The sequence below is a fragment of the Streptomyces sp. Ag109_O5-1 genome, assembly GCF_003814875.1.
GTDB lineage: Bacteria > Actinomycetota > Actinomycetes > Streptomycetales > Streptomycetaceae > Streptomyces > Streptomyces sasae.
The window spans coordinates 5,886,941-5,912,315 of sequence record NZ_RKQF01000001.1; the positions used below are offsets into that span (position 1 = coordinate 5,886,941).

The 25,375-nt window shown below is 70.2% G+C and carries 17 protein-coding genes; 11 read left to right on the forward strand and 6 right to left on the reverse strand.

Annotation, left to right across the window (positions count from 1 at the left end; genetic code table 11):
- The first annotated feature begins 163 nt into the window (after positions 1 to 163).
- From EDD90_RS26520 to EDD90_RS26535, 4 genes are all read left to right on the forward strand, one after another.
- The gene (locus EDD90_RS26520; RefSeq protein WP_123975524.1) at positions 164 to 1,243 is read left to right on the forward strand and encodes a PEP/pyruvate-binding domain-containing protein; all 1,080 of its coding nucleotides are present in this window, start codon (positions 164 to 166) and stop codon (positions 1,241 to 1,243) included.
- A gap of 90 nt (positions 1,244 to 1,333) precedes the next feature.
- Positions 1,334 to 3,148, forward strand: a complete 1,815-nt coding sequence (locus EDD90_RS26525) for a PEP-utilizing enzyme (protein ID WP_095855686.1) — start codon at positions 1,334 to 1,336, stop codon at positions 3,146 to 3,148.
- 25 nt (positions 3,149 to 3,173) lie between these two features.
- Complete coding sequence (locus EDD90_RS26530; RefSeq protein WP_123975525.1) at positions 3,174 to 3,887, forward strand: HD domain-containing protein; 714 nt, start codon at positions 3,174 to 3,176, stop codon at positions 3,885 to 3,887.
- Positions 3,888 to 3,933: 46 nt separating this feature from the next.
- A complete protein-coding gene (locus EDD90_RS26535) occupies positions 3,934 to 6,399 on the forward strand; it encodes a SpoIIE family protein phosphatase (RefSeq protein ID WP_123975526.1) in 2,466 nt (821 codons plus the stop codon).
- 259 nt (positions 6,400 to 6,658) lie between these two features.
- Here EDD90_RS26535 and EDD90_RS26540 read toward each other — a convergent pair whose 3' ends face one another.
- Both EDD90_RS26540 and EDD90_RS26545 read right to left on the reverse strand, forming a co-directional pair.
- The gene (locus EDD90_RS26540) at positions 6,659 to 8,434 is read right to left on the reverse strand and encodes a sigma-70 family RNA polymerase sigma factor (protein ID WP_123975527.1); all 1,776 of its coding nucleotides are present in this window, start codon (positions 8,432 to 8,434) and stop codon (positions 6,659 to 6,661) included.
- 174 nt (positions 8,435 to 8,608) lie between these two features.
- Positions 8,609 to 10,543 (reverse strand): autotransporter, encoded by a 1,935-nt coding sequence (locus EDD90_RS26545; protein ID WP_123975528.1) that lies wholly within the window; start codon positions 10,541 to 10,543, stop codon positions 8,609 to 8,611.
- Between the two features lie 359 nt (positions 10,544 to 10,902).
- Here EDD90_RS26545 and EDD90_RS55630 point away from each other — a divergent pair, with 359 nt between their 5' ends.
- The 4 genes from EDD90_RS55630 to EDD90_RS26560 all read left to right on the forward strand — a co-directional run bounded on the left by EDD90_RS55630 (position 10,903) and on the right by EDD90_RS26560 (position 15,252).
- Entirely contained in the window at positions 10,903 to 11,073 is a 171-nt protein-coding gene (locus EDD90_RS55630) for a hypothetical protein (protein ID WP_185149229.1), read from the forward strand.
- Between the two features lie 143 nt (positions 11,074 to 11,216).
- The gene (locus EDD90_RS26550; RefSeq protein WP_095855682.1) at positions 11,217 to 11,747 is read left to right on the forward strand and encodes a SigE family RNA polymerase sigma factor; all 531 of its coding nucleotides are present in this window, start codon (positions 11,217 to 11,219) and stop codon (positions 11,745 to 11,747) included.
- Positions 11,744 to 12,529 (forward strand): hypothetical protein, encoded by a 786-nt coding sequence (locus EDD90_RS26555; RefSeq protein ID WP_123975529.1) that lies wholly within the window; start codon positions 11,744 to 11,746, stop codon positions 12,527 to 12,529. Before EDD90_RS26550 ends, EDD90_RS26555 begins: the two co-directional genes overlap by 4 nt.
- Positions 12,530 to 12,831: 302 nt before the next feature.
- On the forward strand, positions 12,832 to 15,252 hold the full coding sequence (locus tag EDD90_RS26560; protein WP_123981670.1) for a non-reducing end alpha-L-arabinofuranosidase family hydrolase: 2,421 nt from the start codon (positions 12,832 to 12,834) through the stop codon (positions 15,250 to 15,252).
- Between the two features lie 394 nt (positions 15,253 to 15,646).
- Here EDD90_RS26560 and EDD90_RS26565 read toward each other — a convergent pair whose 3' ends face one another.
- Both EDD90_RS26565 and EDD90_RS26570 read right to left on the reverse strand, forming a co-directional pair.
- Positions 15,647 to 17,344, reverse strand: coding sequence for an RICIN domain-containing protein (locus EDD90_RS26565; protein WP_123975530.1), 1,698 nt, complete (start codon positions 17,342 to 17,344; stop codon positions 15,647 to 15,649).
- Positions 17,345 to 17,870: 526 nt separating this feature from the next.
- Positions 17,871 to 18,776: a LysR family transcriptional regulator gene (locus tag EDD90_RS26570; protein ID WP_123975531.1), complete on the reverse strand. Its 906-nt coding sequence runs from the start codon at positions 18,774 to 18,776 to the stop codon at positions 17,871 to 17,873.
- Positions 18,777 to 18,922: 146 nt separating this feature from the next.
- Between EDD90_RS26570 and EDD90_RS26575 the strand changes: the two genes are divergently transcribed.
- The 3 genes from EDD90_RS26575 (at position 18,923) to EDD90_RS26585 (ending at position 21,793) form a co-directional block, all read left to right on the forward strand.
- Positions 18,923 to 20,041 (forward strand): PrpF domain-containing protein, encoded by a 1,119-nt coding sequence (locus tag EDD90_RS26575; RefSeq protein ID WP_123975532.1) that lies wholly within the window; start codon positions 18,923 to 18,925, stop codon positions 20,039 to 20,041.
- Positions 20,038 to 21,435, forward strand: coding sequence for a C4-dicarboxylate transporter DctA (dctA, locus tag EDD90_RS26580; protein ID WP_095855677.1), 1,398 nt, complete (start codon positions 20,038 to 20,040; stop codon positions 21,433 to 21,435). The genes EDD90_RS26575 and dctA overlap by 4 nt, the downstream gene beginning before the upstream one ends.
- Before the next feature lie 139 nt (positions 21,436 to 21,574).
- Entirely contained in the window at positions 21,575 to 21,793 is a 219-nt protein-coding gene (locus EDD90_RS26585; protein WP_123975533.1) for a hypothetical protein, read from the forward strand.
- A gap of 358 nt (positions 21,794 to 22,151) precedes the next feature.
- Here the strand turns inward: EDD90_RS26585 and EDD90_RS26590 are convergent, their stop codons facing one another.
- Together EDD90_RS26590 and EDD90_RS26595 are read right to left on the reverse strand one after the other, a co-directional pair.
- Positions 22,152 to 22,454, reverse strand: coding sequence for a hypothetical protein (locus EDD90_RS26590; RefSeq protein ID WP_123975534.1), 303 nt, complete (start codon positions 22,452 to 22,454; stop codon positions 22,152 to 22,154).
- Between the two features lie 116 nt (positions 22,455 to 22,570).
- Positions 22,571 to 25,222, reverse strand: a complete 2,652-nt coding sequence (locus tag EDD90_RS26595; protein ID WP_123975535.1) for an RICIN domain-containing protein — start codon at positions 25,220 to 25,222, stop codon at positions 22,571 to 22,573.
- Positions 25,223 to 25,375 lie beyond the last annotated feature (153 nt).

Here is a 25,375-nt window from a genome sequence, read left to right on the forward strand (position 1 = left end):
ACGCCGGCCGCACCGCGGCACCCGCCGGGCGCCATGACCTGCTGCGGGAGGGCACTGGGCGTCATAGGCTGACCTTCAGGGCGCTGTGCCTTCGCGGAACGGGGCACGGCCGGAATGGCCTGGCGGCCATGCGGTGAAGTCCGTGGCAGGGAGTGAGAGGCCCGTGAACTCTCCGTACACCCTCGCGTTCGACAACTCTGCCGAGGCCGGGACGAGCAGGCTCGGCGGCAAGTGCGCCGCCCTCATCGTGATGACCCGGGCCGGTGCTCCGGTGCCGCCCGGGTTCGTGGTGACCATGGATGCCTTCGAGGCGCTGCTCGACCGCGGCGGGTTGCGCCGGGCCGTCGACGCCGCCCTTGCCGGGCTCGTCGCCGATCCGGGTGCTGTGGCGGCGCGCGGCGCCGAGATCCGCTGCATGGTGATTGACCAGCCCGTGCCCTCACCGGTCGCGTCGGCGGTGACGGCGGCGTACGAGGAGCTCTGCCGGGCCGTCGACTGCCCTGATGTCGCGGTGGCCGTCCGGTCGAGCGCCGAAGTGGAGGACCTGACCGAGGCGAGTTGCGCCGGGCAGTACGACACGTTTTTGTGGATCCGGGGTGCCGATGCCGTGCTCGGGGCCGTCCGGCGTTGCTGGGCGAGCCTGTGGACCGACCGCGCAATCATCTACCGCGTGGCCCGGGGGCTGCCGCAGCGGGGGCTGCGCATGGCGGTCGCAGTGCAGCAGATGGTCGATGCCCGTACCTCCGGCGCCGCCGTGACCGTCAACCCGGCTGACGGCGACCCTTCCAAGATACGGGTGGAGGCGATCTGGGGACTGGGGCAGCTCATGGTGTCCGGCGAGGTGACCCCGGACGCCTACCTGGTGGACAAGGTACTGCTCAGCACGGTGCGGACGACGGTGTCGCCGAAGCACCAGGAACTGGTTCCCGCCCCCGGCGGGCACGGGCTCGCACGGCGGGCAGTCGAGGAGGGCCGTCAGCAGGTCCCCTGCCTGGACCAGGGGGAGGTCGTGGAGATCGCCCGCCTGGCCAAGACCGCCGAGCGGCAATACGGCTGCCCGCAGGACATCGAGTGGGCCGTCGACAAGCACCCGGACGGCTCCACGGGTACGGGGGCCTCCGTGAGACTGCTCCAGACGCGGCCCGAGACGGTCTGGAGCAGTCGGCCGAGGACACCTGCCCGGGCCAGCCACGGCGCGGGCGTCTCCAGCATCCTCGACACCCTCCTTCGCCCTGGGAGGTAGCCGATATGCCCCCTCGGCTCGGTCGCCGTCGAAGGACTCGCCCACGCCGAGTCGGCGTCGCCCGCCTGCCCCTGTAAGGAGCACGTCAAGATGACGGTCTCGCGCACAGCCTTCCCGAGCCCCTACGAGATGACCTCCCCCGCGGCCGCGGAGGGGTGGGAACGGCTGTACCCGTACTACATGCTCTTCCAGCCCTGGCGGCGCTCGGCCGAGGAGGAGCGCTTCTGGTTCCGCGACAGCCAGCACTGGCCCACCGTGGTCAAGCCGTTCGAGACGGTCATCCCCGAGCTCGCGTTCAAGTGCCTGGGTCAGTTCAACACCCGGTACTTCGTCGTACCGCCCGCGTACGGCGTCATGTTCCGCATCCACCAGGGCCATGTCTACCTGAGCCCGGTGGCCGCGCCGGACAGCCGGATCCCTGCCCGAGCACAGCAGTTCCTGGAACGCGCCGGGTACTACTACGCGAACTGGGACAGGCTGCTGGAGAACTGGAAGGGCAAGGTCCTCGGCACCATCCGTGAACTGGAGTCGATCAGCTTCAGCGAACTGCCGGAGGTCCAGCCGTACGAGGACGTCGAAGCGGGGACCGGCCTGGGGGCCGCCGATGACCTGCTCGGCGGGTACGACCGGCTCCTCTCCCTGTGCCATCGCGCCTGGCAGTACCACTTCGAGTTCCTGAACCTCGGCTACGCGGCCTACCTGGACTTCTTCGACTTCTGCAAGCAATGGTTCCCGGACATCCCGGACCAGGGCATCGCGGCGATGGTCACGGGCGTGGACATGGAGCTGTTCCGTCCGGACGAGGAGCTCAGGAAACTGGCAAGGCTCGCTGTCGAACTGGGCGTCGACAGGGCACTGACCGTGCCCGACCCAGGCGAGCACACCCTGACCGCCCTCAGCCGCGAGCCATGGGGCCGCGACTGGCTCGACGCCTGGAACGCCGCCCGCGATCCCTGGTTCAACTTCACCTCGGGCAATGGCCTCTACAGCGACGACCGGTACTGGAGGGACACTCCCTCGCTTCCCCTGGGGTATGTCCGCGACTACATCCTGCGCCTGCGGCGGGGTGAGGCCATCGACCGGCGCCTCGCCGAACTCGCCGCCGAGCGCGAGCGGATCACCTGCGAGTACGCCGCGCTGCTCGACGCCCCGGCACGTGCCGACTTCGAGGCGAAGCTGGGCCTCGCCCGCCAGGTCTACCCGTATGTGGAGAACCACAACTTCTACATCGAGCACTGGACGATGGGTGTCTTCTGGCGCAAGGCCAGGGAACTGTCCGCCCTGCTGCACCGGGCGGGGTTCTGGCCCGGTGCGAACGACATGTTCTACCTCACGCGGGACGAAGTCCGGGCCGCGCTGTTCGACCAGGTGTCCGGCTGGGCGATCGGCGTCGAGCCGGCCGGCCCCGGTCACTGGCCGGCGGAGGTGGAACGGCGGCGCCGGATCGTGGCCGCGCTCGCCCGGCAGCGTCCGGAACCGGCGCTGAACGAGCCGCCGCGCGCCATCACCGAGCCGTTCAGCGTCATGCTGTGGGGCATCACCGGCGAGCGGATCCGGTCGTGGCTGGCAGCCCCCGGCGACCTGGGCGACCTGACCGGCATGGCCGCCTCGCCGGGCGTCGCCGAAGGCACGGCCCGGGTGATCCGCAGCCCCGACGAGCTGGACCTCCTCCAGGAGGGCGACATCCTGGTCGCCCCGGTCACCGCGCCCAGCTGGACGCCGGCCTTCGGGAAGGTCCGCGCGACCGTCACCGACATCGGGGGAGTCATGTCCCACGCCGCCATCGTCTGCCGTGAGTACTCCCTGCCCGCCGTCACCGGGACGGGCTCGGCGTCCACCCGCATCAGGTCCGGCCGTCGGATCCGTGTGGACGGCACGGCCGGCACGGTCACCCTTCTCGACTGACCGGCCCCGTACGACAGGAGACGTCATGACGTTCGACCGGGCGGCCCGCGAGTCGCTGCCGGCCCTCCCCCTGGCAGCCTCGGAGATTCCCCTGAGCGACCCCCTTCCTTCGCCCGTGCCATTGACCGGCGCCCGGCGGGAGATCTGGGAGCGCGCCCTCCCTTACCTGGACGTGCGCGACAACGACGCCCATTCGCTGTATGCCTTCGCGCTGGCGACCGCACTGCTGCACACCCTGCCAGGAGCACGGGAGGACGTCGTGCTGCCCGCCGTCCTCCTGCACGACACCGGCTGGAAGACGGTCGACCCTGCGGACATCCTGCCCGCCATCGCGGGGCGGGCCGGACCTGCCGGGCAGGAGACGATACGCAGGCACGAGACCGAGGGCGCCGCCATCGCCGCCCGCATCCTCGCCGAAGTCGGCTACCCCGCGCGGGACACCGAGCGGATCGTCACCATCATCGACGGGCACGACACCCGCAGGGACGCCCTCGACCTGGACGACGCCGTGGTGAAGGACGCCGACAAGCTGTGGCGGCTGACCCCGCACGGCCTGCGGACCGTCGGTGCGTGGTTCGCCCTGGACCCGGACCGGACACTGCGGTTCCTGGCGGCACGTACCTACGACCGGCTGCTCACCGAACCCGCCCGTGCCGTCGGTGCCGCACTCACCGTGCTGGCCCGCACCGATCTCAGCGTGCGGCGAAGCGGCCTGAACGCACCATCACCTAGAGAATGACTCATTCCGGTTGATTATGGATATTTCCGGCGCAAGCCTTGACTGCATGGACGCCTATCCGCCACTCGGAGTGGTCGTGACCGACCGGCAGGGTCTGGTCATCGGGTGGACGCCCGGAGCGGAACGCCTGCTCGGTCACACCAGCGCCGAGGCCCGCGGCCGGTCCGTGGCGGAGTTGCTGGACGCCCCCGTACTCCCGGGCGGGGAGCCTGCTCGAGGTGAAGGGGCTGCCGAGCACGGTGAGTGGCAGCCGGACCTGAGCGTACGCCACAAGGACGGGCACCGGCTGGCCGTGGCCGTCTCCCGCTACCGGCTCGCCCCGGGGGCGGACAGCACCGGAGGAGGACCCGGCACCGTCCTGCTCATCGCCCCGCCGTCCGGGCCGGCGGCGGAACGACTTCGGCAGTCGCTGTCCGGCTGGGTTCTGCAGGACTCGCCCCTGGCCCTGACGGTGCACGACACCGAGCTGCGCAGCGTGTGGCAGAGCGCCGCGATGCACCGCCTCAGCGGCCTGCCGGACGAGGAGCGATGCGGACGCCGGCTGCCGGAGATCTTCGCCGGCCCCGACGCGGTGGAGTGGGAGGAGGCGATGCGGCTGGCCATGGCCACGGGCGAAGAGCAGGTCAGCGAGCTCAAGGGCACCGGCCTGGCCGGCCTCGGATCCCGTGTCTTCAGTCTCTCGGCGACGCCGCTGCGGGACGCGGAGGGCGGTACGCTCGGAGTCTGTGCTCTCGTGGGTGATGTGACCGAGAGGCGCCGTGCCCGCGAGCGGCTCTCTCTGCTGAACGACGCGAGCCTGCACATCGGCAGCACCCTCGACATGGTGCAGACCGCACGGGAGCTCACCGAGGTGGCCGTACCCAGGTTCACCGACTTCGCCCGCGTGGACCTGCTGGACGTCATCCTCCAGGGCGACGAACCCCCTCCTGGGCCGCTGGTCGGCCCCGTGCGGCTGCGGCGCATCGCGGAACTGTTCCTGTGCGAGGGGGTCACCACGGCACAGCACACCGTCGGCGAGGCGGACGTCTACCTCGCGAACTCGCCGGCCGCCCTGTGCCTGGCCACCGGCCGGCCGACGCTGTACCGGGACAACACCGCCCCGCCGATCCGCACCTACTACGAGATCGACGCGACCCCCGAGCGGCGGGCTAGGGTCCGGCGGATGGGCCCGCACTCATGGATCATCGTGCCGGTGATAGCCAGGGGCACGACCCTCGGCGTGGTGTGGTTCACCCGCATGCGGGAGACTCCGGAGAGCTTCGACGAGGATGACCTTCCCCTCGCCGAGGACCTGGTGGCAAGGGCGGCGGTCTGCCTGGACAACGCCCGGCGCTTCACCCGCGAACGCGCCGCGGCTCTCACTCTGCAGCGCAGCCTGCTGCCGCAGCGGATGCCGGAGCAGTCGGCGGTGGAAGCCGCCTTCCGCTACCTCCCCGCCGAACAGCGTTCCGGGGTGGGCGGCGACTGGTTCGACGTGATCCCGCTCTCCGGAGCCAGGGTCGCGCTGGTGGTCGGCGACGTGGTCGGGCACGGCATCCACGCGGCCGCCACGATGGGCCGGCTGCGCGCCGCCGTACAAACCCTCGCCGATGTCGACCTCGCTCCCGACGAACTGCTCACCCGCCTCGACGACCTGGTCCTCCGGCTGTCGGCGGAGTCCGGGGCCGACACGGAGCCGCCGGAGGCGGAGGCCGCCGGGGACATCGGGGCCACCTGCCTGTACGCGGTGTACGACCCGGTCTCCAGGCGCTGCTCCATGGCGCTTGCCGGCCACCCGCCGCCCGCCGTCGTCGGTCCGGACGGCACCGCTGAGTTCCTGGACGTCCCCGTGGGACCGCCACTCGGACTGGGCGGGCTGCCGTTCGAATCGATGGACGTCACCCTCCAGGAAGGCAGCCTGCTCGCCCTTTACACCGACGGCTTGATCCATTCCGGCCACCGCGACCTCGAGGAGGGGCTTGAGGCCCTGCGGGAGGCGCTGGCCGTTCCGACGGGCACGCTGGACTCCCTGTGCGACCACGTCGTACACAAGCTGCTGCCCGAGGGCCCCGCCGACGATGCGGCCCTGCTCCTGGTGCGGCCCCGGGCCCTGGACGCGCGCAGGGTCGCCGTGTGGGACGTGGAGGCCGACCCCGCCGAGGTGGCGCGGATACGGTCGAACGCCGTCCGTGCCCTGGCCGAGTGGGGGCTGGAAGAAGCCGCGTTCGTCACCGAACTGGTGGTCAGTGAACTGGTCACCAACGCCATCAGGTATGGCGACACGCCGATCCAGTTGCGGCTCATCCATGACCGCGGGCTGATCTGCGAGGTCTCCGACTCCAGCAGCACCGCCCCGCATCTGCGCCGGGCTCGGGTGTTCGACGAGGGCGGTCGGGGGCTGTTGCTGGTCGCGCAGCTCACGGAGCGCTGGGGCGCCCGGCAGACGGCGGCCGGCAAGACGATCTGGTGTGAGCAATCCCTGGCCGCGGCCGGCGGCCCGCTCCTCTCCCTGGAGGGAACTGCCGCCATATGACCGCGCTGTACGCGGCGCGCGACGACGACACGGAGGGGTCGGCCCAGATCGCCGACTGGAGAAGGCGGCCGACGAGAAGGCGCCACTGCCGGACATCGAGGCGACCCGCTGGCGTCTCAGTCACGGCCTGGACTGACGAGCCGTCTCACCGTCGGCGATGGGTGCAAGCGGCCGCGGTCGCCGAACTGCACACCGGCTCCCACCAGGGCGGATTAAGGTTTCGGCAAGGGCACCGCCCCGCCTGGGCAACCGTCCATGGTCAGGACACGACGGAGCGCTGGGGCACGGTGCCCGCCTCGGTCGGCGTGGAGCGGGTGGTGTACTGCGGTACGGGGGCGTCGTCGCGGCCGGTGTCGCGCACGAGTCCGTACCGTTCGCGGTCGGCGGAGTGCGGGGCCGGGGGACTGGCGATGTCGTCGGCTGTCTCCTGCCAGGAGGAGGGCAGGACGTCGAGGTTGTAGTCGGCCTGGGTTTCGTTGAGGTGGAGTGTGACGCTGCCGTCGAGGTAGTAGTACTCGTTCTGCCACATCTGCTGGGCTCCCGGCGGCAGGATGATCAGTCCTTGCTGCCGGTTGCCCATCCAGGTGCCGCCGGCGGTCGCGCCCGGCTGACGGTCGTCCATGCGGTGGCCGCCGCCCGAGGCCACGTGGAACAGCCTTCCTCGCAGTCCGGTCCACGAGGGCATGGTCAGCAGCCCGGGGCGCAGCCCGTACATCACGTCCCAGTGGACGGTGAAGTAGCCCTTCCCGCGCAGTACCACCGTGTCCCCGCGGTGGACGAGCTGGTAGCCGTCCAGGTGACTCTTCAGCCCCGTCATCGTCACCGTGGTCTGCGGGCGGTGGGGCAATGCGGCGGGCGGCCGGTCCGCCGGTGGCGCGCTGTCCACGATGTCGACCACGGACCCGTACCGCGGCCGGGGCGAGGGACGCGAGACGGCCGAGCCCAGTACCGGTGCCGGCCGTGACGGTGATGCGGATGCGGATGCGGTGAGCGAGGGCGCGGGTGCCGGGCCGGAAGCCGTCGGGGCGGCGGTGGCCGGACGCGCCGACGGGCTGGACCATGGGGCCGCGTACACGAGCACGCCACCGCCCACGGCGAGCAGCGCACTCGCCGCCACCACGGCCTTCGCGGTGAGGCTCGTTCCTGCGGTCCCTGCCGTCCCCGCCGTCGCGGAACCCCCGCTGCCTGAAGTGACCGTGGTGCCGGCCTGGCCGGCCGCCGCGGCGTGCGTTCCCGCGGACAGCCACGGTCGCCAGGCCAGCAGTGCCACCGGCACGGGCAGGAGGGCCAGGGACGCCAGCAGTCCTTCCGGGGCCAGCATGCCTTCCTCGTGGCGCACGCACCGCGGGCACTGCCGCACATGGCGGCTGAGGCGTTTGCGCCACAGGCCGCTGGGGGCCCCGTTCCAGTCCAGGGTCAGCCGGGTCAGTTCCCCGCATGCGGGCCTGGCCGCGAGGGCTCGGACGATGACGCGGGAGGTGTGCAGGCGCTCCTTCATGCGTTGCACCCGTACAGCCGCTTGATGGCCGGTCATGTCCAGAGCGGAGGCGAGCTCGGGCCGAGCGAGCCGGCCGGCCGTCTCCAGCCACCACAGTGACAGCAGCTCCCGGTCGTCCTCGTCGAGCCAACGGGTCGCGCGCACGGACTCCTCGCGCTGCCCGGACAGCCGCAGGTCGAGGATGACCCCCTCGGCGAAGTCGGCGGCCGGGTCGGGCCGGTGCTCAGCCGCGTCGAACGCCGCTCCCGTCGTCTCCCTCCTGCCGCGCCTGCGGATGTGGTCGCGGACCTCGTTCACGGTGATGGTGATCACCCAGGACCGGAACGCCTCCGGGCGCTCCAGTCCCCCGATGCCGCGCAGGATGCGCATCATCGTCTCCTGGACGACGTCGTCGACGTCGTCGCGGTACGGGTGCGCACGCGCCGCGACGCTGTAGACCAGCGGAAGCGTCCGGGAGCTGAGCTCTTCCAGGGCGCCGCGATCGCCGGCCCGAGCCGCGGCAATCACGTCGGCCGCGGGCGCGGCATGCCTGGGCATCGGGTCTCCCTTCGACCTGACGCGGGTACGAAGCCCCGCTCGCGCCGACCGAGCCGGGTTGCAGGGCCCGCGGGCCATCGCCGTCGGTATCACACACACGTGGCAGCGGAGTCATCGTAAGGGGTGAGCGCTGACAGCCATGGGCGGGCCGGTGGAATCCGTGGCGGCCGGGGATCAGCGGGAGTGACGCGGGGACGTACGCGGACGCGAGCGGACGCGCACGAAGACGAAGACCGCGGCGACGCCGGCGAGAACGACGCCCGCCAGTCCTGTGAGGGCCCACAGAGCACCGAAGTTGCTGCCGGTGTCCGCCATGGTGCCGGTGTCCGCCATGGTGCCGGTGGAGGCGCCCAGGGGGGTGGCCGCTCGGCCGGTCCGGGCCGGGGAGGGCGCCGGTGTCGTCGCGGCGGAGGAGGGGAGAGCGGTGAGCACGGTGTGGGCGCCGGCCCGGCTGGCGGAGAAGCGCGCCCCGCCGATGGCGAGACCGGTACCGGAGACTTTTGCGGTCGTCGAACCGACGGTCAGCTCACGGGAGTTCCGGGAAAGAAGGATCTTCGCGCCTGTGACGACCTTCAGCCTGCGCAGGGTCGTGTCGCGTGCCTTGCTGAGATCCAGGACGGCCGAGGAACCGGTCAGAGCGACCGCGCTGGATGTCCGCAGAGAGGTCCCGGAGACGATCAGGCTGCCTTTGGCCACGGTGGTGGGTCCGGTGTAGGCGGCGCTGGTGACGGTGGTGGCCGCGGCTCCGCTCTGCGTCACCGATCCGGCACCGGTCACCGCCGGGAGGGAGGTGGGTGTCCCGGTGTTGCGGAGCACGAGTGAACCGTTGTCGATCACTTTGTCGAGGGCTCCGCCGGTGTGGAGGCGCCCGTCGCCGCCCGCGGTCCCGGAGCCGAGACGGAGGGTCGCATTCCTGTCGATGGTGGTGGATCCGTCGTAGTACTGCGCTGCTGCGAAGGTCACGTCGTTGCCGCTGGTGCCGGCGATGACGACGTCCCCGGCGCCGGGAGCGCTGAGGGTGTCGTGATACATGCCGCCGCCGATGGGCGCGCCCAGGGTCACCGGTCCGTTGTAGTCGAAGGTGAGCCGGGAGCGCTGCCGTCTGGCGTGCAGGTTGATGTAGACCGTCTGCGCCGTGCCGGGCATGAAGATCTGGTGCGTGGTCCCGTCGCCCCACTGGACGTCGGCGCCCTCGATGTTGGTGCCGCGCTTGTTCAGTTTGTGGGCCACGGGCCGCCAGTTCAGTCCGGGGTCGCTCAGCGACGGCGCCGCCCCGTCGCCGCTGTCGCTCCAGCTGTAGACGCCGGTGAGGATCACCTTGCTGCCCGGGCGGGAGTGCACATTGACGTCGTTGCCGTACTCGTGGCTGTAGAAGTTCTGCCGCTGTACGACAGTGTGGTTGAGCGGGGTGTCGATGATCCATGAACCGCGGTTGACGACGGAGCGGGCGTTGGGCAGTTCGGCGGCACAGGTGGTGCTCGCGAAGTTGACGCCCGTGCCGTTGTCGAAGATGCCGGAGAACGGGTTGGTGCCACAGATCTGGAGCGTTCCCCACATGTTCCGGGGCTGGGTGACCAGGCCGGAGCCGCTGATGATGCCCAGGTTGAACAGCCGGGTCAGCGACAGACGCAGGGTGCCGTCCACCCGGATGTTGTCCTGGTTCTGCTGGTAACCGGGCGTGTTGTACGGGAAGGACCCGATCAGGCCGGTCGTACCGCCGGTGCCGTACTGGAGGGTCGCCCCCGCGTCCACGGTGACCGCGGGCTCGTCAGCACTGGCGACCACGACGTACGGATGGTTACCGCCCGGTATCCGGACCCTCTGGTGCTGCCGGGAGTGCGGCAGGGTGAAGGTGCTGTCCTTGGCGAGGACCAGCGTGCCGCTGCCGGACACGCGAAGGGCTCCTTCACCGCTGATCACACCGGTGTACGTGTGGGTTCCCTGCGGGACGCGCACGACCGCGTCACCGGTCAGGACGACATCACGGTTCGCCAGGACGGCCGAGGTGATGTCGCCGTCTGCGGCGACCGCGCTGCCCACCGCGACCACCGGTGTGACGGCTCCCGCGACGAGAGCCGACGCCAGGACAAGGTGCCAAGATCGATTCATCGAGTCAGGGTGCTTCCTGAAGTGCTGGTGATCCTTACGGACGTGAAGACCGGTGGCCGGCCACCGGGATCTCAAAAACCCGGAGAAGTTCTCCATTCCACCTACGCCGCCCGTCGGGCAGGACGAGGCGCCAGGGGCATTGAGGCCTTGCCCACCTGGCACACGGAAGGCATCGGGTCCTGGGGAACGGTTCCCTTTCGTGCCGTGCACCGGTCGCCGGGAAAACAGCGTCGGGGCGGCAACCTTCTCGTCCTCTGCGGCAACTGGGAGCCGGAAGGCCGAGTCGAACTACCGGATGGACGGGCATGAGGGCAACGAAGCACGCCGCGCCGCAACCGTGGCGCGGGCGCGGACTGGTCATGGGCATTCCCTTGGCGCTGCTGGACGTCGGTGTGCCGGCGTCCCGTCCCCCGGGGAGCGGAACCGGTGTCAAGGTCACCGACATCTACGGGGAGCGGCTGACCGCCGACGGCACCGCCGTGCAGCCGGACGTCGCGCAGCCGACCGGCGTCCGGTTCGCCCGGCAGTGACCAGCCCGCCGGTCAGCCTTCACCACCCCGCAACCGAGCACGACCGCTGTTCGAATCCCGGGCTGGGCACTGTTAGGCTGCGCTCCCCGTTGTTAAACGCGCAACCAACGCACACATCATTGCCAGGAGAGGGCGACCGGGGGATGGTCCTCGATAACGCGTCCGCGGAGTTCCACGAATTCTTCGAACGCCACTATGCCGAACTCGCCCGTCTGGCATACCTCCTGACCGGGGAGACCGACGCGGCGGACGACCTCGCGGCGGATGCCCTGGTCGCCCTGTGGCAGCGCTGGGACCGGTTGCGGCAGGCCGACCACCCGCTCGCCTACGCCCGCGGTGTGGTGGCCAACCTGGCGCGGGGACGGATCCGCAGCGCGGTGCGCGAGCGACGCCGGATCACGCTGTTCTGGTCCCGCAGCCCCGAGAAAGTGGAGGGGCCGGACATGGCGGCCGTGCTGGACGTCCGCGCGGCGCTCGCCCGGCTGCCGTTCCGCAAGCGCGCCTGCGTGGTGCTGCGGCACGCCTTCGACCTGTCGGAGAAGGACACGGCGGTGGCGCTGGGCATCTCGGTCGGCACGGTGAAGAGCCAGACCTCGAAGGGAATGGCCGAGCTGGAAAGGATACTGGGCGCACGAGCGGCCGCGGACCTGGTGCCAGGGAGGAGGAACCGGTGAACGAGGAGATCGACCGTCGGCTGCGCGAGGCCGCCGAGGCCCACCGGCCCGACCGTGCGAGGATGCTGGCCCGGGTGCAACGCGGCATGGCCGGCCCCGCCGTCCGTCACCGCGCGCGGCCGTTCGCGAGGTCTGGGACCAGGGTCGCGCTGGCCGGGCTCGCAGCCGCCGGCATCCTGGCGACCGGCGGCCTGGCCGTCGCCGCCATCGTCGCCACCCCGTCGCCGTCGCCCACCGTGACCACGCCTGCCACCCCGTCCCCGACCGTCAGCTCCCCGCACCCGACACCGGCCCGCCCCACCCCTGTCGCGCCGGCCCCGGCCACCACCCCGGGCAGCGCGCGCCCGACTCCGCCGGCCACCAGTCCATCGCCGGCCGCCGGCGAGAGCCAGAACGGGCCGCTGTGGTCGGCCGGCTCGCTGGATCCGAAGAGCACCGTCTACTGGACGGGTAGCAACCTCGTCCTCAAGACGACCCAGCCGCTCACCTCGCTCACGGTCGAGATGCGGATCGTGCAGACCGGCGGGGTGAAGAACACCGGCACCTGGCAGACCCTGCCGAGTGGTGACTTCACCGTCACCGTCCAGGAGGCCGGCGGCACGCTGGTCTACCGCTGGGTCCTCAAGCCTGGCCTGACCGTGCCGGCCGGGAGCCATGAGTTCGCCGCGCAGTTCAACAACGGCACCAGTGTCCGCAGTGCCGCGGGCGACGGCTACCGCGTCGACGGGCAGGGTTCGGGCGGCTCCGCGTCGGTCCGGGGAGGGTTCGTCCCGACCCGGTGAACGCCGCTGTGCGGCAAGGGGACGAGCCTCCTTGCCGTACAGCTCGATGGTCGAGCAGACCTCGGTGAGGCGCTCCCGGTCGCCCCGGGTGCCCAGGCGCACCGGTGCACCCGTGCGGACCGGCAGGTCGTTGGGGAAGGTGACGGCGGCCGTGAAAACCCTCCCTCGATCGCGGCAACCTTTCTGTGCGTGGCGGCGACTGACAGGAAACAGGGGGCCGAGACCAAGGTCCACTTCGCCAGAAGGACAAGCCGTTGCCAGATCAGAACCCCTCTCATCGCCGCCGTCCGGCAACCCGCCGCCTGATCGTCGCCGCCGTGGTGCTCGCCGCCGTGGGTGCTGCCGTACCGCTGGTCGCCCAGGCCGCATTGACGTCGAACGCCGGCACGCCGACCGTGCTCGCAGATGCGGCGGCCGGCAGCGGCCGCTACTTCGGCACGGCCGTGCCCTCGGGCAGGCTCGGTGACTCGACGTACTCCACGATTCTCGACCGGGAGTTCAACATGATCACCCCGGAGAACGAGATGAAGTGGGACACCACCGAACCCTCCCGCGGCAGCTTCAACTTCGGGCCCGCCGACCAGATCGTCGGCCACGCCACCGCCCACGGCCAGCGCATGCGCGGCCACACCCTGGTGTGGCACTCCCAACTGCCCGGCTGGGTCAAGTCCATCACCGACGCCAACACCCTGCGCAGTGTGATGGACAACCACATCACCCAGGAGATGACCCACTACAAGGGCAAGATCTACTCCTGGGACGTGGTCAACGAGGCGTTCTCCGACGACGGCAGCGGCCGGCACCGCAGCTCGGTCTTCCAGGACGTGCTGGGCAACGGCTTCATCGAGGAAGCCTTCCGCACGGCCCGGGCCGCCGACCCCGCGGCCAAGCTCTGCTACAACGACTACAACATCGAGAACTGGTCCGACGCCAAGACCCAGGGCGTCTACAACATGGTCAAGGACTTCAAGTCGCGCGGCGTGCCCATCGACTGCGTCGGCTTCCAGAGCCACTTCGGCACCGGCGGCCCACCGGCCAGCTTCCAGACCACCCTGTCCAACTTCGCCGCGCTCGGCGTGGACGTCCAGATCACCGAGCTCGACATCGCCCAGGCGTCCGCCACCGCGTACGCCAACACCGTCCAGGACTGCCTCAACGTCGCCCGCTGCACCGGCATCACCGTGTGGGGCATCCGCGACAGCGACTCCTGGCGCACCGGCGAGAACCCGCTGCTGTTCGACAACAACGGCAACAAGAAGCCCGCCTACGACGCGGTACTCACCACCCTGGGCGGCGCCGGCCGCACCACGTCGGGCGGCGACATCGCCTCCGGCACTGTCTACACGCTCTCCGACGTGGCTGCCGGACGTGTTCTCGACGAGCCCGCCGGCCAGATCGGCAACGGCACCCCGCTCCAGGTGTGGGACGCAAGCGGCGCCGCCAACCAGCAGTGGCGGGCCACCAAGAACGGCGACGGCTCCTACACGCTGACCAACGTCGCCAGCGGCCGGGTCCTGGACGAGCCGGGCCACCAGACCGGCAACGGCACGAAACTGCTGGTCTGGGACTCCAACGGCGGCGCCAACCAGCACTGGAAGGCCGCCCGGAACAGCGACGGCTCCTACACCCTGACCAACGTCGCCAGCGGCCGAGTCCTGGAGACCCCCGGCGGCCAGACCGCCAACGGCACCACCGTCCAGATCTGGGACTCCAACGGCGGCGCCAACCAACACTGGAACTTCAGGTCGGCCACGTCCACGTCCACGCCGACGCCGACGCCGACGCCGGTATCGACATCGACGGGCGGCACCTGCGCTCTTCCGTCGACGTACCGGTGGACGTCGACGGGTGCGTTGGCGCAGCCGGCGAACGGGTGGGACGCGGTGAAGGACTTCACCACCGTGACGTACAACGGCAAGCACCTGGTCTACGCGTCGGACGTGGCGGGATCGTCGTACGGCTCGATGATGTTCAAGCCCTTCACGAACTGGTCGGACATGGCCTCGGCCGGCCAGACCGGCATGAGCCAGAAAGCGGTGGCGCCCACACTGTTCTACTTCGCGCCCAAGAACATCTGGGTGCTGGCATCCCAGTGGGGCGCGTCGACCTTCGTCTACCGCACGTCGAGCGACCCCACCAACCCCAATGGCTGGTCCGCGCCGCAGCCGCTGTTCACCGGCAGCATCCCCAGCACCGAATCCGCCACCGGACCGATCGACCAGACCCTGATCGCCGACGACAAGAACATGTACCTGTTCTTCGCCGGCGACAACGGCAAGATCTACCGGGCGAGCATGCCGATCGGGAACTTCCCGGGCAGCTTCGGCTCCTCGTACACGACGGTCATGAGCGACACGGTCAAGAACCTGTTCGAGGCGCCGCAGGTCTACAAGGTCCAGGGCCAGAACCAGTACCTCATGATCGTCGAGGCACGGGGGGCGAACGAGCAGCGCTACTTCCGCTCGTTCACCGCCACCAGCCTGAGCGGTTCCTGGACCCCGCAGGCGGCCACTGAGAGCAACCCCTTCGCGGGCAAGGCCAACAGCGGTGCCACCTGGACCAACGACATCAGCCATGGTGACCTGGTCCGCAACAACCCCGACCAGACCATGACCGTCGACCCCTGCAACCTGCAGTTCCTCTACCAGGGCAAGTCCCCTGCGGCAAGCGGCCCCTACGACCGACTGCCGTGGCGGCCGGGCGTCCTCACCCTGCAGCGCTGACCGCTACTCACCGCCTCGTCGAGGAACCCCAGCCGTGTGCCGGCTGGGGTTCCCGTCGTTCGGGGATCAGACGGAGGCTCGGCGAGGCTTGTCGGGCTGATGGGTGTGCTCCTGGTCCTGCGCGGCGTGGGCGCCGGCGTCCCGGGCCGCATTCACCTTCCGCCGCAGCGACGCATTCATCGACCGGGACGGCCCGCACTCCCCCGGCCTCGCGGTCGAACTCGGCTTCCCCGCCGTCACCTGTCAGCACGGTCATCCCCTTCGCCGAGGCCGTCTCGATCGGCGCCCGCACCGACGGCGGCATGGCCGGCGCCGCCCGGAGAAGTCCTCAGCCCGGCGAAGACGACGAAATGCGCCCCCATCGAAGCGATGGGGGCGCATTCGTCAACTTCACCTACTTGAGTGCTGTACCGCCCGAGTTGTGGTACGCGATCGTCTTGTTGATCAGGTTTCCGCCGTCGGTTTCGACCGAGGTCTGTTCCTGCTGTCCTGGACCGAAGAGCAGGCCGGCGACATGGGCGTTCGCGACCTGGTCCATGTGCCCGAAGAACCAGTCCACCTTGTCGTCCTTGTAATGGTTGAGGGTGTTGTTCTGCGCCATGTTGCCCACGGGGATCTGCCACAGGACCACCGGCTTGCCCACGGACTCGGCCATCGTCTTGTAGAACTGCAGCGCGGCGGCGGCCTTCTGGTCGGTCCAGAAGTGGTCACTGCCGCCGTGGGCCGGCTGTGCGTACCAGCCCGCGTCGCGGTCCGACACATCGGTGGCCAGGAAGTCGGCGTTCTGCGCCCCGAGGCTCGCGTAGTCCTTGACGCATCCCTGGGTGTTGTTCTGCCAGTCCCAGCAGGTGAGGTGGAGCCCCGCGGCGGTGTTCGGCGCGTACTTGTGCGCCATCGAGATCAGGCAGCGGGAAAGTCCGGCGGCGCTGTTCTCCTGCGATCCGCAGTCCGTCGGATTCGCGGCCGCGACCTGTGCGGGAACCTGGTGCGGATCGCCGAGCGACCGGACGTAGCCCCAGAAGTCGGGCTCGAGGTCGATCGCGTCGTGCGACGTGCCGATCTTCTGGAGGAAGAACCGGTAGTCGTTCAGGTACCGGGTGAGCAGGTCGAGCCGGTTGATGGCCTTGACCTCGCCCGGACCGTCGCCCTGGCCTGCCGCGTCCCCGAGGTCGCGCAACGAGTACCAGGTCCAGAGCATCTTCTGCGGACGTGGGCTCCCCTTGTACGTCGCCTGGGCCGCCACGGAGTCCCGCCAGGTCACGTAAGTGCCGGGCGCCGTGGTGCTGCCGTTCCAGCAGCCCCACCAGCCCGACCAGTCGTCGTGGCAGCGCGCTGCCGTGTAGTAGTCCGACGAGGGTGCGGGCTGGCTGTGCACATAGGCGTACCGCACGTCGAACGGCGCGGCGGCCGCCGAGGCGTCGGACATCGAGCCGCCGATGAGCACCGTGCCGCTGCCCATGAAGCGTTTCGTCGAGCTGCCGCCACCGGCCACGGGAGACGGCGTCGACGACGGCGTCGACGACGGGTGCGAGCTGCTCGGAGCCGGGCTGGCGGGAACGCTGCTGCTCGGCGCGGAGGGCGTACCGGAGCTGCCGACACTCCCGGCCGGGACGAGTTGCCACTGCTGATCGGCGCCGCCCCGGTCGCGGTTCTGGACGACGTGGCCCCCGTCGGCCTTGGCGGCGTTGTGGACATCGACGGCCATGCCACTGAAGCGATTGACCAAACGCACATAGCCGTCCGACGACTTCGCCAGTTTGAACTGCTGGTTGGTGCCGTTCAGGTCTTTCCACTGCACGAGGGCGGAGCCGGCCGTCTTCGACCAGCCGAGGTCGTCCAGCACCTTGCCGGAGTTCCGGTTCTGCAGCCGGTAGTACCCGTCACCCGCGTCGATGAAGCGCCACTGCTGGTTGGCCCCGCCGTGACGGCTCCACTGCACCACCGCCGCGCCGTCGTTCTTGGCGGAGGCGCGGTCGTCCAGCACCTTGCCGCTGTTGCGGTTGACCAGCACGTACCACTTCTTCAGATCCAGGGTCTTCGGCTGCGCCGAAGCCTGGCTGACCACGACAGCCGAGCCGGTCACGACCACCATGGCGAGACCCGCCCAGAGACCCCGACGCGCGAGCAACCGACGGCCACGATGCTTCGGACGACCACCGCGCGCGCCGCCGTCGGCACGGTGGCCGCCGACGGGGGACGCCACCGATGACGTGGGTGGGCCGGGGACATGTCTGTGCTCTCGTTCCAGGGACACGCCTGTGCTCTCTTTCAGCCGTTGCATCTGACCGACCACCTGGCCGGACAACACCGAGTGGTCCCAGGGGCCGAAAAGGTTGCCGCGAAGAGCCACAGAATTTTTTTCGCCTCGCCCAAGGGGTCCGGGGTGCGGTGGCGGAAGAACAGGGCCGATCCCAGGGTCACCCCGCGTGCCCGCAGCGGCACTGCCATGACGGAGTGGATTCCGACGCGGTGCGTCAGATACAGGCCGAGGGCCCCAACGTATGGCCAGGTTGCTTGCCGCCGACGGTGGCCCACGTCCAACACCGAAGTGCGGGGCCTGGGTTCCCCGCGGTGAGCGCGACGGTTCCGTGACCGGTGGGCGTGGTCCGGTGTCAGCGTCAGGGGGTTCGGGCCTCGGCGGCGTCGCGGAGGAGTCCGGCGAAGGTCAGGGCGGCGGGGGTGAGGGAGTGGTCGGCCATGCGAACCAGGAGGATGCGGCGGATGGGAGCTGGCGGTTGGAGGGGCAGGGCGTTTACGCCGGGTCGGATGCCCTCCAGGGCCAGGGTGGGGGCGAGGGCGACGCCGATGCCGGCGGCGACCATGGCCTGGGCTTCCTGGTAGTCGTGGGCCTCGTAGGCGATGTGGGGCTCGAAGCCGACGGCGCGACAGCCGCGGACGAGGGCTTCGGCCACCGGGTGATGGTCGGCGCGGGTGATCCAGGGGTCGTGTGCGAAGTCGGCGAGTGAGGCGGCGTCGCGGCCGGCGAGTGGATGGTGGTCGCTGACGAGAAGGGCAGGCGGGTCATCGAGAAGTGGGGTGATGACAATGTCCTCCCGGTCGATTCGGCTCCAGTCGTAGTCCCACATGAGGGACATCTCGATCTCCCGGTTCTCCAGCATCGTCCAGAGCCCGGCGATGCGGGCGCTGCGGACGGTCAGCCGTACGTCGGGGTGGGCGTCCCGGAAGGCGATCACGGCCTGTGGGAGGAGCGAGGCGCCGACGGTGGGGAAGGTGCCGATGCGCAGGGTGCCCGCGCGCAGGCCGGCGTAGTCGGCGAGTTCGTTTTCCGCGGCCCGCAGTTCGCGTTCGATCCGGTGCCCTCGTTCGGCCAGCGCCCGTCCGGCGTCGGTGAGGGAGACACCCCGGGCGTGGCGTTCCAGCAGGGGCTGTCCTGCCTCCGCTTCCAGGCGGCTGACCTGCTGCGATACCGCTGACGGGGTGTAGTTCAGGGCGCGGGCTGTCGCGGTCACCGAGCCGCGCCGGGCGACCTCCGTGAACAGCAGGATGCGCCGGACATCGAGCATGCCGCCACCTCCAGCGTTCACTTCACCTTAATAGCCATACACATTTCCGAGATTGTACTTCACGCTGCCGTAACCCACCGTGGAGGACACCACGCACGGCGAGACCGTCGGCGGGCTTCCCCTTCCCTGGCTGTGAGGAGTCGGTTGTGCTGCGTCTGCAGGGCGAGATGATCCGCGGAGGAACCAGCAAGTGCTGGATCTTCGACCACCGCGACGTGGCCGCCACGGGCGTGGACGTCGATGCCCTCCTGCTCGCCGCCTTCAACGCCGCCGACCCCCGCCAGATCGACGGCGTGGGCGGAGCCTCCTCCACCACCTCCAAGGCCGCCGTCGTACAGGCGTCGACCCAGGCCGGCGTGGATGTCGAGTACGCCTTCGCACAGGTCGGGATCGGCGACGAGCACGTGGAGTGGGCCAGCAACTGCGGCAACTGTGCCACCGCCGTGGCCCTGTACGCCGTCCACCACCATCTCGTGCCGATCACGTCGGACACCACCACCGTCCGCATGCTCAACGTCAACACCGGGGCCCGCCTCACCGGCACGATCCCCACCCCCGCGGGCGTGGCCCCGGAGGAGGGCACGGCCGTGGTCCCGGGTACCTCGGCGCCGGGCGTGCCGGTCCTGCTCGGGTTTCAGGACCCGGCGGGCTCGACGACCGGCCGCGCACTGCCGACCGGCCGGGCACTGGACGAGCTGACCGGCCCGGACGGCCTTGTCGAGGCATCCCTGGTGGACGCCGGCGCGCCGGCCGCGCTGTTCGAGGCCAAGGCGTTCGGCCTCGACGGCACGGAATCCCTCACCGCGTTCGCCACCGCAGTACCCGCGCTGACCCTGCTGCGCCGCCAGGCAGCGCTGGCCATGGGCCTGGCCCGCGAGGGCGATCCGGTCAGCCACGCGGTACCGAAGGTGGGCATCGTCGCCCGACCCGCCCCTTATCGCACCACACAGGGCATACTCGTCAACCAGGACGAGTACGACCTGGCCGTGCGCATGGTCTCCATGCACGCCCCGCACCCGGCGATCGGCCTGACCTCCGCCGTGGCCCTGGCCACAGCCGCCACCACCCCTGGCACCCTCGCCCACCGCGTAGCCCGGCAGACCGCCGACGGCACGCTGCGCCTGGGCACCCCCGCCGGCGTGGTCACCACCCAAGCCGTCCCCGCACCGGACGGCGCGTCCCCCACGGTGCTGCTGCACCGCGCCGCCCGCCGCATCGCCCGAGCCGAACTCCTCGTTCCCGTCCTGGAAGGACGCCCCGCATGAGCCGCAACGACGCCGCCCCGGGTACCGTCACCGCACCACCGGGCCGCATCCGCCGGATGCTGTCCCACCTCTACATCCAGTGCCTGATCGCCGTCCTCCTCGGCGCCGCCGTGGGCGGGTTGTGGCCGTCCGTCGGCGCTGACCTCAAACCGCTCGGCGACGGCTTCATCGCGCTGGTGAAGATGTTCATCGCACCGATCATCTTCTGCACGGTCGTCCACGGCATCGCCTCCATGGGCAACGCCCGCGCGGTCGGCCGCGTGAGCCTGAAGGCTCTGGTCTACTTCGAGGTGCTGACCACCGTGGCCATGGTGATCGGCCTGGTCGTCGTCAACGTCGTCAAACCGGGCAGCGGTCTGCACATCGACCTCTCGACCCTGTCCACCAAGGGCCTGCCGCCGGAGGCGACCACGGCCCACGAGGGCTTCGCCGCCTTCCTTCTCGCCATCGTCCCGGCCACCCTGGTCAGCGCCCTGACCGGCAACGAGATCCTGCCCGTGCTGCTGGTGTCGGTGCTGTTCGGCTTCGGCCTGCACGCCAGCGGAGAGGCCGGCCTGAGTATCGCCCGGGGCGTCGAGAAGTTCTCCACGGTCCTGTTCACGCTCATCCGCTGGATCATGCGACTGGCCCCCATCGGCGCGTTCGGCTCAATGGCCTTCACCATCGGCCACTACGGCCTGGGCACCCTGCGCCACCTGGCGCTGCTCGTCGGCTCGTTCTGGCTGACCGCCCTCTTCTTCGTCCTGGTCGTCCTCGGAACCGTGATGCGCCTGAACGGACTGCGGCTGCTGCCCTTCCTGCGCTACATCAAGGAAGAACTGCTGATCGTCCTGGGCACCTCCTCCACCGAGCCCGTCCTGCCGCGCATGATGGCCAAGCTCCAGCACGCCGGCGCCTCGAAACCCGTCGTCGGCATCACGCTGCCCGCCGGGTACTCCTTCAACCTCGACGGCACCGCCATCTACCTGACCATGGGCTCGGTCTTCCTCGCCCAGGCCCTCGGCATCCACCTCAGCCTCACCCAGCAGCTGGCCATGCTCGCCGTCATGCTGCTCACCTCCAAGGGCGCCGCAGGCGTCACCGGCTCCGGCTTCATCGCCCTGGCCGCCACCCTCAGCGCCGTCCCGCACGTCCCGCCCGCCGCCCTGGCACTGATCTTCGGCGTCGACCGGTTCATGTCCGAAGCCCGCGCCCTGACCAGCCTGGTCGGCAACGGCGTCGCCACCCTGGCCGTCGCCCGCTGGGAGGGCGAGCTCGACGAGGACCGCGCCAAGGCCGTCCTGCGCGGAGAGATCCCCTACGCCCCCGCCCCCGTTCCCTCCGCGGTGACAGCCGAGCCCGATCCGACGGAGACACCAGTACCAACCCACGCCCCCGTCCCCGCCGCAGGCTGACGTCGCGGTCCTGACCGATCTCGCCGCCGAGGCGGATGCCATCAGCGTGGGCTGCGACAAGTGCGTGCCAGTCAGCGTGCGTGCGGGACAGCGCGGGCCCCGCCCCGTCTACCAGGTCCTCGCCGGCAGTACACCCGTCATGGTCACGACTCAGAAGGTGCTCGTCGCCCGGCTGGGCGACGAGCAGTGGAGTCAGCTGCTGACCTGCTCCGCCGGCGGGCGCAGCAGCATCGTCAAGCAGACGGCCGTCCGCACCGGGACGGTGGTCGTCGCGGTCTCCGGCCGCCCCGGCCTTGTCGATGCCCGCGTGCACGAGGCAGTCGCCAAGGCCACGGGGGCGAGGTCCACGGAGCGATGAGGCGGGCCCGGCGGGCAGACAGCTCGGGCTCGTCCGCCGCGCGCCGCTTCTGGTGGCTGCTTCCGTCCTGTCGCAACGGCGGCCCACTGTGTGGGCCGCCGTTGGCGTGCGCCGGGTTGGTTCTCTTCGAACTTGTAGCGGTATCGGAAGGGGTCTCGCGCGCGGAGGGCTTCGACCAGGCGCCCGCATTCGGCGTAGTCCTCGTCGGTCATGAGGGCGTAGACGTTGCTGGGCATGGTGCTGTCGGGGAGCGGGTCGACGTACTTCAGGCACAGGTTGACGAGGACTGCCACTGATACGTCTCGGCCGTCCCGGGCGCTCTCCCCAAGGAACTGGAGGGCTTCGCACTGGGAGCGAATCAGCGCAAGAACGTCTTCGGACACGGTCCCGTCGTCAGCACGAGCGACTGCGTCGGCCGTGATGCCCTCGGCGACGAGGCTTCGGTCACTCCCCAGTCGACCTCATACAGGCGCTCGATGATGCCGGTCTCGATCGCGTGGCGCCGCAATGAGCGCCTGCGGGCTTCCTGGAAGGCCGGATCGTTCGCCTTGACGACCTCCTGCCACGCCCTTTGCAGGGAGTCGACCGACTCCAGCACGGGCAAGAGGTCACCGTTGACATGAGGCAACGGCTCTACCTCAACCCATTGAAGATCCGGCATCCTGTTGACGTTGGCAGCTTAGTCGGATCAACGGCTGAAGGGTGCCGTCGCGAGTGCACAGCCGCACGGCGGGGCCGCAGGCCGTTGTGGCTGCGGCCCCGCTCAGGTGATTGGGGTCAGGACGGGTCGCCGTACTGGAGGCCGCGTCCGTTGGTGCCGATGTAGACGCGGCCGTAGGTGTCGGGATCGCCGGTGATGATGCCGAGGCTGCCGATGGCGCCCCACTGGTGGGCGTCGTCGTTGACGCGGAGCCAGGTGGCGCCCTTGTCGGTGGAGCGGAAGACTCCGGTGACGTCGTTGACGGTGCCGATCAGGTACAGGGCCTGATAGTTGGCGCCGGGTGCGGCCTTGCCGAAGCCGAGGGCGGAGGCGGACTGCACCGTCTTGAGCGTGGTGAAGGTGCGGCCGCCGTCGGTGGAGTGCAGCAGCCCCTTGTCACCGCCGGCGATCCACAGGTCCCCGTTGATGCCGGGGACGGCGGTGAGCCGGCCGGCGGGCAGGCTGGTGGCGCGGGGGGTGAAGGTCGCGCCGCCGTCGGTGCTGGCGTGGAGCGTGCCGCCCGTGAGTGAGTAGAAGGTGTTGGCCGAGGAGCGGTCGGCGACGACCACGGCGTCGGTGCCCAGGCCGCTGACCTTCGACCAGCTCGCTCCCTTGTCGGTCGAGCGGTACGGGGCCTGGCCGGCCTCGGTCCACACGATGGTGGAGCCGTCCGCCGCGAGCGCGACATGGCCGCTGTTCGCACTGCCCACCGGCTCTGCCGTGAAGCCGTTCCAGCTGCTGCCGCCGTCGGTGGAGTAGGCGCCGTCCTGCGCGCCGCCAGTCCCGACGCGGACCATCATCGCGGGGGCCGACTGGGCGAAATCGATGTCGGTGCTGCTGCTCATCAGCGGGTTCTTCAGCCGTCCGGCGGGCACCTCGGTCAGGGAGTCGTGGCGGAAACCGCCTTGGTCGCCCATGGAGGTGATGACGGTGGCGCCGCCGGGAGGGGCGATCGCGTCCGCCAGCGAGGTCTCCTCCAGCCCGCGGGCCCCGGAGGTCCAGTGGCTGGTGCCGCCGCTGTCGGAGGCGCTCGCGTCCTTGCTGCGCCAGATGCCGTTGCCGGTGCCGTACAGCACGTGCCCGGAGTCGAAGGGATCGATGGCCAGCGCGGTCATCCAGTGCCCGATGCCGGTACCGACGTAAGGAGCGGCGGAGGCGTCCCGCACCGACTTGTCGGCCAGCGCCTTCCAGGTCGTGCCGCCGTCGGTGGTCCGGTAGAGCTCGTCCTGGGGCCACCAGCGGTCGAGGGTGGTGACCATCACCGTGGACGGCTTCTGCGGGTCGACGGCCAGACCGGAGAACCCGTAACTACCCTGGGACGGGGAGATGTTCTTCCACGCGCCGCTGGTCGGGGTGTACTTCCACACCGAGCCCGTCGTCGCGTCCATGGGGCCGATGCTGTTGCTGTAGGACAGGTACAGCGACCCGTCACCGGAGACCACACCGTGCTGCGGCATCTGGCCGGTGGGCTGCCCGGAAACAGCCTGCCAGCTGCTGCCGCCGTCGGTGGAGCGGTACAGGGGCGTGGACGTGTCGTTGACGCCGACGTAGACCGTGTTGCTGCCGGCCGGGCCGTACGTCACGAAGGAGATGCCCGCGCCGCTGCCCGCCCCGTCCTTGACGGGGAACGACGAAACCTGACGCCATGTCACACCGTAGTCGGTGCTGCGCCACAGGCCGTTCTTGCGGGTGCCCAGCAGCAGGGTGCCGTGGTTCGCGGGGTCGATCACGAGCCGCTCGCCCGCCCCCCGGCCGGGTTCGTTGCCGCCCACCTTGAACGGCAGATCGGTCCGCTGGAAGGTACGGCCCCGGTCGGTGGAACGCAGGATCGCGCCGTTGCCCGCCCACTCGTTGGTGTAGGTGCCCGTCGAGAGGTAGAGCCGGCCCGGGTCGACGGGGTCGGTGGCCAGCGCGTCGATGCCCAGCAGGTTCCAGTCCTTCTCACCGAGCCAGTCGGTCAGCGGGATCCACTGCTCGGCCGCGGTGTCCCAGCGGTAGGCGCCGCCCATGTCCGTGCGCGCGTACAGCAGACCCTTCTCCCGCTGGTTGAACACCAGCCCGGTGACGTAACCGCCGCCCGCCACCTGGGCGTTCTTCCACACATACGGTCCGGCCGCGGCCGTGGTCTGAGTGCTGCCGGTCCCGGACGCCTGGGTCTCGGCCGTTTGCACCAGCTTCCACTGCTGGTTGGCGCTGCCCCTGCCGGGATACTGGATGATCGGCGCGCCCTCGGCCGTGGAGCCTCCGGAGACGTCCAGGACCTGGCCGCTCCTGCGGGAGGTGAAAGTGACGGCGTCGGAACCGCTCACATCGTCGATCCGCCACTCCTGGGAAGTGGAGGAGCTGTCGGTCTGCTGCTCGGCGGCGGCCGCCTGGGCGGTCGAACCGCCCGTTATGCCCAGCACCTTGCCGCTGTTGCGGTTCACCAGCTCGTAGTACCCGTCCCCGGCAGGTCTCAGCTTCCACTGCTGGTTGGCGGTGTTCTGGTCGGTCCACTGCTGGATGCGGGTGCCGTCGGCGGTGGAGAAGGCGTTGACGTCCATCACCTTGCCACTGCGTACGGAAACCAGCCGGTAGTAGGCATTGCCGTCGATCGTCGCGGCCTGCGAGTCCTCCTGCGCGAACAGGAGATACGGCACGACGATGGCAGGCACGCCGAGCAGCAGAGCGGTGGCGGTCCAGCGACGGCGGTGACGCCCGCGGCGTCCGCCGGTCGTGGGGTTGTTCATGGGGAGGTGTTCTCCTTGCATGCCGTTCACCAGAAGAGGAGTGAATCCAGGCACGGGGGATGACCGGATCCGACTCCTAGTGGTCACAGACTCCGCACAGGGTTGCCGCGAGCCGGGAACTTTTTCCGTTCACCTCGTGGTGCGGTAGGCGTT